Genomic DNA, 11,941 nt, shown 5'->3' with positions numbered 1-11,941 from the left:
CTCTGCTCTCCTATTTCGCCAGCCGCAGCCTCAATGCGTTGCCGATGACCGACACCGAGGACAGGCTCATCGCCGCTGCCGCGATCATCGGCGACAGGAGCAGGCCGAAGACCGGGTAGAGGATGCCGGCTGCCAGCGGCACGCCGAGCGCATTGTAGCCGAAGGCGAAGGCGAGGTTCTGCTTGATGTTGCGGATCGTCGCCTCCGACAGGCGGCGCGCGCGCACGATGCCGTTGAGATCGCCCTTCACCAGCGTAATGCCGGCGCTTTCCATAGCGACATCGGCGCCCGTGCCCATGGCGATGCCGATGTCGGCTGCGGCAAGCGCCGGCGCGTCGTTGACGCCGTCGCCGGCCATGGCGACGACGTGTCCCTTGGCCCGCAGCTCGTCGATCAGCGCCTTCTTGCCTTCCGGCAGCATGTCGGCGCGCACCTCGTCGATGCCGAGCTGCTTTGCGACGGCGGCGGCGGTCTTGCCATTGTCGCCGGTCGCCATGACGATCTTCAGCCCGCTCTCATGCAGCGCCTTGATCGCGGCTGCGGTGGTCGGCTTGATCCGGTCTGCGACGGCGACGAGGCCGGCGAGCTTTCTGTCGACGGCGACGAACATCACCGTCTTGCCTTCACCACGCAGGCGCTCGGCCTCCGTCTTCAAGGCATCGGTTGCAACGCCGAGGTCGGCCATCATCGCGGCGTTGCCGAGCGCGATCGCGGTTTCGCCGGCTCGGCCTTCGACGCCCTTGCCTGTGACGGCCGAGAAGCCCGAAACGTCGATGAAACCTGCGCCGCGTTCCTCGGCGCCCGCAACGATCGCTTCGGCGAGCGGATGCTCCGAGCCGCGTTCCAGGCTGGCTGCGAGCGACAGAAGGCGGGTTTCCTCGATGCCCGGCACCGTGACGATGTCGGTCAGGTTCGGCTTGCCCTCGGTCAGCGTGCCGGTCTTGTCGACGATCAGCGTATCGACCTTTGCGAAGCGTTCCAGCGCCTCGGCGTCGCGCACCAGCACGCCTTCCTGCGCGCCACGGCCCGTGGCGATCATGATGGACATCGGCGTTGCCAGCCCGAGCGCGCAGGGGCAGGCGATGATCAGCACCGCGACGGCGGCAAGCAGCGCATGCGCCAGCCGCGGCTCCGGCCCGACAAAGGCCCATACGGCGAAAGCGATCATCGCGGCTGCGACCACGGCGGGCACGAAAACGGCGGAAACGTGGTCGACCATCGTCTGGATCGGCGCGCGCGAGCGCTGCGCCTTGGCGACGAGTTCGACGATGCGCGAGAGCGTCGTGTCGGCGCCGACCTTTTCGGCCTGCATGATCAGCATGCCGTTCCTGTTGATCGTGCCGCCGGTCAGGGCATCGCCCTTGCCCTTTTCGACCGGCAGTGGCTCGCCTGTGATCATCGATTCGTCGATGGTGGATTGCCCTTCGATGACGGAGCCGTCTACCGGCACGCGCTCGCCGGGGCGCACCCGCAGCCGGTCGCCCGTCTGGATTTCCTCGACCGGCACATCGCTTTCGCCGCCATCGGCGCCGATCCGCCGTGCCGTCTTCGGCGCGAGATCGAGAAGCGCGCGAATGGCCGAGCCGGTGCGCTCGCGCGCTTTCAACTCCAGCACCTGACCGACGAAGACCAGCGCAATGATGACCGAAGCGGCTTCGAAATAGACCGGCACGCTTTCGCCGTGGCCGCGAAAACTCATGGGAAACAGGCCGGGGGCCAGCGTGGCGACGAGGCTGTAGAGATAGGCGGTGCCGACGCCGAGGCCGATCAGCGTCCACATGTTGGGGCTGCGGTTGACGAGCGAATTCCAGGCGCGGCGGAAGAAGGGCAGAGCCGCCCAGAGTACGACCGGCGTCGCCAGCACGAGCTCGATCCATGTGGCGAAGGGTTCGCCGATCCAGCCGCGCACGGGCAGGCCGATCATCGGACCCATGCTGATGACAAGCAGCGGCAGCGACAAGGCCGCGCTGATCCAGAGCCGGCGCGTGAAGTCGATCAGCTCCGGATTGGGGCCTTCGTCGGCGGCCGGAACGCCCATCGGTTCCAGCGCCATGCCGCATTTCGGGCAATCGCCGGGATGGTCGCTGACGACCTCGGGATGCATCGGGCAGGTATAGAGCGTGCCTTTGGGCATGGGCTTCGATGCCGGCCGGTTGCCGTCGAGATAGGCGGCCGGATCCGCCTCGAACTTGCCCTTGCAGCCGGCCGAGCAGAAATAGAACTTCTCGCCCTCGTGCTTCAGGAAATGGCGCGCCGTGGCGCGATCGACGGACATGCCGCAAACGGGGTCCCTGGCGGTGAGGTAGGTTTCCGGGGCTGCTTCGAACTTCGTGCGGCAGCCATTGCAGCAGAAATGGAAAGTGCGACCCTGATAGTCCAGCGACGGCTTGCCGGCATTCGGATCCACGGTCATGCCGCAGACGGGATCGCGGATCACCGCATCCTGCGAATGGGCATCGTGATGGTGATGGTGGTGATCGTGGCCGTGATGGCTGTGATTTTGCTCGTCGTCCAATGCCATATCCAAACTCCCTTGCCCCGGATGAGGCGCCGGATTGCTTTATGAACCTTCCCGTTACTGGAAGGTCAAGGGGAAAATAGTGATTGCCGTCCACAGTTGACAGGGTCGCCTTCCTATCTCACCGCGAACGGCGGTGATAAGTTCCGTAAGACCGATGCAATGACGTGATTCCAATGCGATATGATCTGACCACTCTTCCGCTTGCCACGCTTCTGCCTGCTGTCGTCAAGGCGGAAGACATGCTGGCGCGGCTGGACGAGCGTGTGCTTCGGCATGCGGTGGCGGATGGTTTTCGCGAGCGTGGCCATTTTTTCGATGCTGCCGGGGCGCTCTGGATCGGCGGCGAACTGGTGCATGTGGAGGATCTGGTTCTGCACGATGCCCGCATGGATACGCGCACGCCGACGCATGAGCTGACCATCGCCCATACCGTGCTGCGGACCCGGCGCCGTCTTTGGACCGCCGATCCTTCCTGGGGGCTGGAGGCGGCCGGCCTTGCCGTCCTGCGCGGCGACGTGGGAGAGGCAGAAGACGCGATTGCGCCGCGCTCGGCGTCTGCCCCGACCATGGAAGCCGACGAGCCGGAGGAGGATGAAGAGGATTTCGGTGTCGATTTCGCCGAGATCGACGCCATCCTCGCCCGATCCGATAAGATCCTCAACGGTGGCGTTCCTGAGCCCCGCCCGGCGACAACCGATGCGGACGACCCTCTTGCGCTTATCCGCGACGAGGATTGGGACGAGGACGAGCGGCTGGAAAGCTGGCGGTCTTTCATACGCGAGGCGGACCTGCTGCCGCCGGTTCTGGGCGCCGCGGTGCTTTTCGATGCCTGGGAGCGGATCGAGCCGCTGCGGCGCCAGCACTGGCTCGGCGGCCTGCTGGTCAGCGCCTATCTGCGCAGCCGCGGCAAGATCACCTCGCATCTCTTCTGCCTGAATGTCGGCTTGAAAGCCGTCCGGCACGACCGGCGGCGCGCGCCGGATCGCACCACGCGTCTCCTGGCCTTTCTGGAGGCCATGGCGCTGTCGGCCGATTCGGGCTTGAAGGAGCTGGATCGCCTGTCTCTCGCCAGGCTGCAGATGGAATCGCGGCTCAAGGACCGGCGGTCGAACAGCAGCCTGCCGGAGGTCATCGACATCGTGCTGTCGCGGCCGATCGTTTCGGCAAAGATGATCGCGCGCCATGTCGGCGTCACCTCCCGGGGAGCGCTCAACCTTGTAACCGAGCTCGGCCTGCGCGAGATGACCGGCCGTGGGCGCTACCGCGGCTGGGGCGTTCTTTAAGCCCTGCAACGACCGGCTGCGGTGGATCTATCCAGCGTTGCACCTGCAACCCTGATTTTTCGTCCAATGTAACGGTTTGTTACGCTAAGTGGCGCTAAAATGGACAAAATTTAATGGCCATACCAAATTCCTAAGCGATGCGATGCAAGCTAAAGTCGCGCAATAGATATCGGTGGGTCACGGATCGCCGAAGGCTTTGAAGGAAGGTGTGTGGATGGCTCGGACGTTTCGGGTCGTAGTGTGGTTGGCGGTGATCGGCGCGGTGGGATACGGCGCCTATGCGACCCGCGATCGCTGGCTTGGGCCGGCGGAGAGGCTGCTCGGCTATCAGAACGCCGCAGCGCCTGCCGAGCAGGCGCAAGGCGAGCGCCGTGGCGGCCAGGGCCAAGGTGGCGGCGGAAGGCGGCGCAGCATGTCGCAGTTCAGCGGCCCGATCCCGGTGCTGGCGGCCGATGTCGCGACGGCCGACGTGCCTGTCTATATCGATGGCGTGGGGTTGGTGAAGGCGCTCAATACCGTTACGGTGCGCGCGCAGATCAGCGGCAAGATCGTCGAGATCGATTTCGAGGAAGGCCAGGACATCAAGAAGGGCGATGTCATCGCCCGCATCGACGATGGCGTCTACAAGGCGCAGCGTGACCAGGCCGTCGCCAAGAAGGCGCAGGACGAAGCCCTCCTTGCCGGCGCCCAGCGTGACCTCGCCCGCTTTCAGCTCATGGTGAAGAGCGCGTCCGGCACGCAGCAGCAGGTCGACACGCAGATGTCCCTCGTCGCGCAATATACGGCGCAGATCCAGGTCGATGTGGCGGCCATCGAAAGCGCGCAGGCGACCCTCGACTACACGACGATCAAGGCGCCGATCGACGGGCGCACCGGCATCCGAAACGTCGACGTCGGCAACCTCGTCAGCTCGTCGGATGCGACCGGCATCGTCACGCTGTCGCAAATCCAGCCGATTTCCGTCCTGTTCTCCATTCCGCAGCAGCAGCTTGCCCGCGTCAATGCGGCCAGCGCCGCCGGAACGCTTTCCGTCCAGGCAATGGCCAGCGATGGTCAGACGGTGATCGACAACGGCACGCTGGGCGTGGTCGACAATCAGGTCGATCCGACCACCGGCACGGTCAAGCTGAAGGCGAATTTTCCGAACGAGAAGCTGGCGTTGTGGCCCGGCGCCTTCGTCAATGCCCGCCTGCTGGTGGAGACGCTGAAGGGCGTCACGGTCATTCCGAGCGCCGCCGTGCAGCGCGGGCCGAACGGCACGTTCGTCTATGTCATCAACCAGGGCCAGACGGTTGCGATGAAACCGGTGAAGGTGCGCCAGCAGGACGATACGCTTGCCGTCATCGCCGAAGGCATATCGCCGGGCGACAAGGTGGTGACGACGGGCTTCGCGCGGCTTCAGGATGGATCGAAGGTGCAGATCTCGACCAATCCCGATCAGGCCTCGCCGGGTGCGCCGGCAACGGACGATCAAGGTCAGCCGGTTGCGGAAAACGACCCGCAGAATGGCGGTTCTGGCAGCGCCAACGCGGCCGAGCGTCCGCATCGCCGGCATAATGGCCAGAATGGAAACGGCGGCCATCGCGGCCAGCATGCCGCGGGCACCGAACAGGGAGCAGATACGAGCGGCGGCTCCGCATCCGGCAATTCTTCCGCAGCGCCGACGCAGCAACAATGAACGTTTCGTCGCTCTTCATCGGCCGCCCCATCGCAACCTCGCTTCTCGGGGTCGCGGTCCTGTTGGGCGGCATTCTCGGTTTTCTTTTCCTGCCGGTCGCGCCGCTGCCGCAGGTGGATTTTCCGACGATCCAGGTGACGACGCAGCTTCCCGGCGCCGACCCGGATACGATGGCGGCTCTCGTGACGGCGCCGCTGGAGCGGCCACTCGGCCAGATTCCGTCGCTCGCCTCCATGACATCATCGAGCGCCTTCGGCATCAGCCAGATCACCCTTCAGTTCGATCTCGGCCGCGATATAGACGGCGCCGCGCAGGACGTGCAGGCGGCGATCAATGCGGCCGGCTCGACCTTGCCGCGCACGCTTCCCTATCCGCCGACCTATTCGAAGGTGAACCCGGCCGATACGCCGATCGTGACGCTCGCTCTGCGCTCCGACAGCTATTCGATCCGCGAACTCAGCGATTTCGCCGATACGATGATGGCGCAACGCCTGAGCGAGGTCTCCGGCGTCGGCGACGTCAACATCCAGGGCGGGGTCAAGCCCGCCATCCGCATTCAGGTGGACCTGCCGCGCCTTGCTTCCTATGGCCTTGCCCTGGAAGATATCCGCACGGCCATCACCAACGCCAGCGTCGCCGGCGCCAAGGGAGCGCTCGACGGCACCCAGCAGAGCTTCACGCTTGCGGCGAACGACCAGATAGTCGACCGGAACATCTATAAATCCGTCATCGTCGCCTATCGCAACAACGCCCCGGTGCAATTGAAGGACGTGGCCGATGTCGTCGAGGGATTGGAGAACAATCGTGTCGGCGCCTGGTATCAGGGCCAGCCCGCGGTCATTCTCGACATCATGCGCCAGCCGGGCGCGAACGTCATCCAGACGGTCGAAAATGTCCTGAAGCAGATCCCGAGGCTGAAGCAGGCCATGCCGGCCGGCGTATCGCTCGATATCGTCAACGACCGCACCGAAACCATCCGCGCCTCGATCCATGACGTGCAATGGACGCTGGTCATCAGTATCGGCCTCGTCATCCTCGTCGTTCTGCTGTTCCTGCGCACGATGACGGCGACCTTCATTGCGGGCGTCGCGCTGCCGCTGTCGCTGATCGCGACCTTCGGCGTCATGTGGTTCGCCGGCTTCAGCCTGGACAACCTCTCGCTCATGGCCCTGACGATCGGCACCGGTTTCGTCGTCGACGATGCCATCGTGATGATCGAAAACATCGCCCGCCATATCGAGGAGGGCGAAAATCCCATGCAGGCGGCGCTGAAGGGCGCCGGCGAGATCGGGTTCACGATCATTTCGCTGACGGTCTCGCTGGTAGCGGTGTTCATTCCGCTGCTGTTCATGACCGGGATCGTCGGGCGGATGTTCCGGGAGTTCGCGCTGACGCTCACCATCGCCGTCGTCGTGTCGGCGGTTGTTTCGCTGACGCTCACACCGATGATGTGCGCGCGCATCCTGCGCAAGCCGAAGGATCGGCAAGGCGGTTTCCTGTCGGGGGCCGACCGGCTGACGGAGAGGCTGATCGAAGGCTATCGGCGCAGCCTCGTCTGGGCGGTGGATCGCAGCGGACTGATGCTCGTGATTACCGTCGTCACGCTTGCCGCGACCATCGCGCTCTATGTCGTCATCCCCAAAGGTTTCCTGCCGGCCCAGGATACCGGCCTGATTACCGCTGTCGTAGAAGCCGAGCCGATGACCTCCTTCGAAACGATGAAACAGGTGCAGGCGACCGTCGCCGACCGGCTGCGCAAGGACCCCGATGTCAGCGGCGTGGTTTCCGTCATCGGCACCAGCGCCAGCAATCTGACGCTGAACACCGGCAATCTCAGCCTCGTGCTGAAACCGCGGAGCGAGCGCAACGCTTCCGCCGATCAGATCATCGACCGGATGCGCGATGAAGTCACCGGCCTGCCGGGCATTCACGTCACCTTCCAGAGCGTGCGCGACATCTCGATCAGCACTCGGGCAAGCCGTGCTCCCTATCAATACACCTTGACCGGGACGGATACGGCAACGGTGGTCGATTGGGCCGCGAAGCTGGTGCAGCGGCTACAGCAGAGCCCGAAGCTCATGGATGTGTCCTCCGAGGTCGAAATGGGCGGCGGGCGCATCTTCGTGAATGTCGATCGCGAAACCGCCTCGCGGCTCGGTGTGTCGATGCAGGCCGTCAGCGACACGCTGAACGATGCCTTCGGCCAGCGCCAGATCGCGACGATTTACGGTCAGGCCAACCAGTATCGCGTCATCCTGGAGGCGGCGCCGCAATATCAGTCGGACCCGAAGTCGCTGGACAAGCTCTACGTGGCCGGCGCCAGCGATACGCAGGTGCCGCTCAACGCCTTCACGACGGCAAATTTCACGACCGCGCCGCTGGTCATCAGCCATGACGAGCAGTTCCCTGCCGTGACGCTCAGCTTCGATCTCGCCAAGGGCGCGTCGCTCAGCGACGCCGTAAGCGAAATCAAGGCCGCCGAGCAGGACATCGGCATGCCCGACAACATCCAGCGCAAATATTCCGGCGACGCCGAGGAGTTCGCCTCGTCGCTGGCGGGCGAGCCCTGGCTGATCCTGGCGGCGGTCGTCACCATCTATATCGTGCTCGGCCTGCTCTACGAGAGCGCCGTTCATCCCGTGACCATCCTTTCGACCCTGCCTTCGGCCGGCGTCGGCGCGCTGCTGGCGCTGATGCTGTTCGGGCAGGACCTCTCGATCATCGCCCTGATCGGCATCGTGCTGCTGATGGGCATCGTCAAGAAGAACGCGATCATGATGATCGACTTCGCGCTGGAAGCGGAGCGCAAGGAAGGTCTCGAGCCGCGCGAAGCCATTCTCAAGGCTTCGATCCTGCGCTTCCGGCCGATCATGATGACGACGCTGGCGGCTCTGTTCGGCGCCTTGCCTCTGGCGCTCGCGCAGGGCACGGGCGCGGAGCTGCGCATTCCGCTCGGCATCACCATCATCGGCGGCCTCGTGCTTTCGCAGCTGCTGACGCTCTACACCACGCCCGTGATCTATCTCGCCTTCGAACGCCTGCGTGCCAGGGTCGTCGGCCGCACCAGCGGCACGCCGAGCGCCGAAATGAACGAACTGGCGGGTGGCGGGACATGAACATCTCCGAGCCGTTCGTCAAACGCCCGGTCGGGACGACGCTTCTGGCGATCGGGCTGATGATCCTCGGCATCGTTGCCTATCGCTTTCTGCCGGTCGCAAGCCTGCCGACCGTGGACCTGCCGACGATCGTCGTCTCTTCCAGCCGTCCGGGCGCCGATCCCGCCAGCATGGCGGCAAGCGTGGCGGCCCCGCTCGAACGCCATCTCGGCACCATCGCCGGCATCACGCAATTGACGTCGGTCAGCTCGCTCGGGTCGAGCACCATCATTGTGCAGTTCGACCTCTCGCGCAGCGTCGACGGCGCCGCGCAGGATGTGCAGGCGGCGCTGAACGCGGCCGCGACCGACCTGCCGGGCGATCTGCCCACCCTGCCGTCCTTCCGCAAGATCAATCCGGCGGCAGCGCCCGTGCTGATCCTGGCGCTGACGTCGGACAATGTTCCCGCAAGCGCCATCTACGACGCGGCCGACACGGTGGTCGTGCAGCGGATTTCGCAGGTGGACGGCGTCGGCGGCGTCACCGTCAGCGGCGCCGACCAGCCGGCCGTGCGCGTCAGGCTCGATCCCGACCGGCTTTCGGCGATGGGCCTCTCGCTCGATGCCGTGCGCACGGCGATCGTCAACGCCAACGTGCTCGGTCCGTTCGGCTCCATCGACGGGTCCGGCGGCGCCTTCTCGATTGCCATGAACGGGCAGCTGCGGACCCCGGAGGACTACGGAAAGATCATCGTGCAGAGCGGCGACGGCACGGCCGTTCGCCTCGCCGACATCGCCACCGTCGAAGCGGGTGTGCGCAACAGCCGTTCCGACGCCTGGTACGACGGCAAGCCGGCCGTACTGCTGAACGTCACCAAGCAGGCGGATGCGAACGTCATCGCCACCGTCGACGGCGTCAAGCAGCTGATCCCGGAGCTGCAGCGGCTCATTCCCGCAGGCGTCAAGGTTTCCATCCTCTCCGACCGGACCACCACGATCCATGCCAGCGTCAACGACATGCAATGGACGCTGCTTGCGACTATCTGCCTGGTCATGGCCGTGGTCTTCGTCTTCCTGCGGCGCGCCACGCCGACTTTTGCCGCCGGCGTCACCGTGCCGCTGTCGCTCGCCGGAACCTTCGCCGCGATGTGGCTGTTCGGATTGTCGATCGACAATCTCTCGCTCATGGCGCTGGCCGTATCCGTCGGCTTCGTCGTCGACGATGCCATCGTCATGATCGAAAACATCTATGCCAATCTGGAAACCGGCATGAAGCCGATGCGGGCGGCGCTCGAAGGGGCGAAGCAGATCGGTTTCACTGTCATTTCGATCAGCCTGTCGCTGCTTGCGGCCTTCATACCGTTATTCTTCATGGGCGGCATCGTCGGCCGCTTTTTCCAGACCTTTTCGCTGACGCTCGGCTTCACCATCATCGTTTCGACGCTGGTGTCGCTGACGCTGACGCCAATGATCTGCGGCCATCGCCTGCGCCCGCATGATATCGACGCCCGGCCCGGTCCGTTCGGCCGCCTTGTGGAGGGCACCTTGGGCGCGATCACCGGCTTTTACGGCCGCACGCTGAAAGCCGTGCTGCACCACCGGGTGCTCTCCGTGCTCGTGATCATCGCCTGCGTGGTCATGTCCGGCTATCTTTACGTCAAGGTGCCGAAGGGCTTCATTCCGCAGGACGATACCGGCTTCATCCAGGGCGGCACGCAGGCGGCGACCGATATTTCCTATCCGGCCATGGTCAAGCTGCAGCAGCAGGCAGCGGATATCGCTTCGCAGGACCCGGCGGTTTCCGGTCTCGGCTCCTCCGTCGGCGGCGGGGGCTTCTCCAGCTCGGTCAATCGCGGCCAGCTCTATATTTCGCTAAAACCAGCGTCCGAGCGCGCGCCGACGGCCGAGGTCATAGACCGGCTTCGCAAGCGCTTGATGGCCATTCCGGGCCTCAGCACCTTCCTGTTTTCGCCCGGCGATATCCGTGCCGGCGCGCGCCAGTCGCAATCGCAATATCAGTTCACGGTCTGGAGCGCGAATTACGACGAGCTGGTGGAATGGGCTCCCAAGGTGCTGCAGCGGCTGCAGGCCCTGCACGAACTGACCGACGTCGCAACCGACAGGCAGCCGAACGGCCTGCAGGCGACCGTCAATATCGACCGCAGCATGGCCTCGCAGCTCGGCGTCAGCATTCAATCCATCGATGCGGCCCTGAACAACGCCTTCGCCCAGCGGCAGATCTCGACGATCTATACGCAGCGCAACCAGTACCGCGTCGTTCTGGAGGCGGACCCGACCTACGCTCTCGATCCCGGCGATATTTCCAAGCTGTATGTCCCGGGTTCCGGCGGCACGCAGGTTCCGCTGAGTGCCGTCGCATCGATCGATCGAACGCTGGCGCCGCTGGTGGTCAATCACCAGGGCCAATATCCGTCCGTCACCATTTCCTACAATCTTGCGCTCAATACGCCGTTGCAGGCGGCAAACGACGCCATCCAGCAGGCGGTGCTGGAAATGCATCTGCCCGATACGCTGCACGCGGATTTCGCCGGCGATGCGGCGAGCATCACCCAATCGTCCGGCAGTCAGCCGCTGCTGCTGCTGGCGGCATTGCTGACGGTCTACATCGTTCTCGGCATCCTCTATGAAAGCCTGGCGCATCCGCTGACGATCATCTCGACGCTGCCGTCTGCGGGCCTCGGAGCGCTGCTGGCGCTCGTCATCAGCGGCACCGAACTGACGATCATCGCCTTCATCGGGATTATCCTGCTGATCGGCATCGTCAAGAAGAACGGCATCATGATGGTGGACTTCGCGCTGCAGGGCGAGCGCACGCTCGGCCTGTCGTCGGAGGAAGCCATCTATCAGGCGTGCCTCAAGCGTTTCCGGCCGATCCTGATGACGACGCTGGCCGCGCTGATGGGCGCCATACCGCTGATCATCGCCACCGGCCCCGGCGCGGAGCTGCGCCGCCCGCTCGGCATCACCATCGTCGGCGGCCTCGTGGTGTCGCAGGTGCTGACGCTCTACACGACGCCGATCATCTACCTGATGCTTGCCAAGCTGCATGCGAAATGGTCGCCGAAGCCGCCGGTGGTAGCGCCGGTGCCTGCCGCGTCGAGCTGAGGGGAAGCCTGCTCCGCCGATCGCGGCTTGGGATCCCGGCAAGGACCGATGGCTTCCTGATGGGGCCGGCAAACGTCAAGGGAAACAGCGTTCAGGGAAAGGCGACCACGCCGGAGGTGCCTCACGCGCTTTGCGGCAACAGTGCTCAGGCTCTTCCCGCGCGGTTTTGCAAGGGCGACGCCTATAGAGCAATTCCGCATGGAAACCGCTATGCACTTTCCTGAAATTGCTCCCATTCG

General features: G+C 64.7%; 5 protein-coding genes. 4 read left to right on the top strand and 1 reads right to left on the bottom strand.

Annotation, left to right across the window (positions count from 1 at the left end; all coding sequences use genetic code 11):
- Nucleotides 1–10: 10 nt before the first annotated feature.
- The gene (locus ACJJVH_RS14870; RefSeq protein ID WP_412064242.1) at nucleotides 11–2,521 is read right to left on the bottom strand and encodes a heavy metal translocating P-type ATPase; all 2,511 of its coding nucleotides are present in this window, start codon (nucleotides 2,519–2,521) and stop codon (nucleotides 11–13) included.
- 173 nt (nucleotides 2,522–2,694) lie between these two features.
- Here ACJJVH_RS14870 and ACJJVH_RS14865 point away from each other — a divergent pair, with 173 nt between their 5' ends.
- The 4 genes from ACJJVH_RS14865 to ACJJVH_RS14850 all read left to right on the top strand — a co-directional run bounded on the left by ACJJVH_RS14865 (nucleotide 2,695) and on the right by ACJJVH_RS14850 (nucleotide 11,702).
- On the top strand, nucleotides 2,695–3,804 hold the full coding sequence (locus ACJJVH_RS14865; protein WP_412064241.1) for an RHE_PE00001 family protein: 1,110 nt from the start codon (nucleotides 2,695–2,697) through the stop codon (nucleotides 3,802–3,804).
- 214 nt (nucleotides 3,805–4,018) lie between these two features.
- Nucleotides 4,019–5,482, top strand: a complete 1,464-nt coding sequence (locus ACJJVH_RS14860; protein WP_412064240.1) for an efflux RND transporter periplasmic adaptor subunit — start codon at nucleotides 4,019–4,021, stop codon at nucleotides 5,480–5,482.
- A complete protein-coding gene (locus tag ACJJVH_RS14855) occupies nucleotides 5,479–8,598 on the top strand; it encodes a multidrug efflux RND transporter permease subunit (RefSeq protein ID WP_412064239.1) in 3,120 nt (1,039 codons plus the stop codon). The genes ACJJVH_RS14860 and ACJJVH_RS14855 overlap by 4 nt, the downstream gene beginning before the upstream one ends.
- Nucleotides 8,595–11,702 (top strand): efflux RND transporter permease subunit, encoded by a 3,108-nt coding sequence (locus ACJJVH_RS14850; RefSeq protein WP_412064238.1) that lies wholly within the window; start codon nucleotides 8,595–8,597, stop codon nucleotides 11,700–11,702. The genes ACJJVH_RS14855 and ACJJVH_RS14850 overlap by 4 nt, the downstream gene beginning before the upstream one ends.
- Nucleotides 11,703–11,941: the final 239 nt, after the last annotated feature.

The sequence above is a fragment of the Rhizobium sp. SYY.PMSO genome, assembly GCF_046840415.1.
Lineage (GTDB): Bacteria > Pseudomonadota > Alphaproteobacteria > Rhizobiales > Rhizobiaceae > Rhizobium.
Note: the sequence above shows the minus strand (reverse complement) of the source record. Positions and strands in the feature narration are given on the sequence as shown.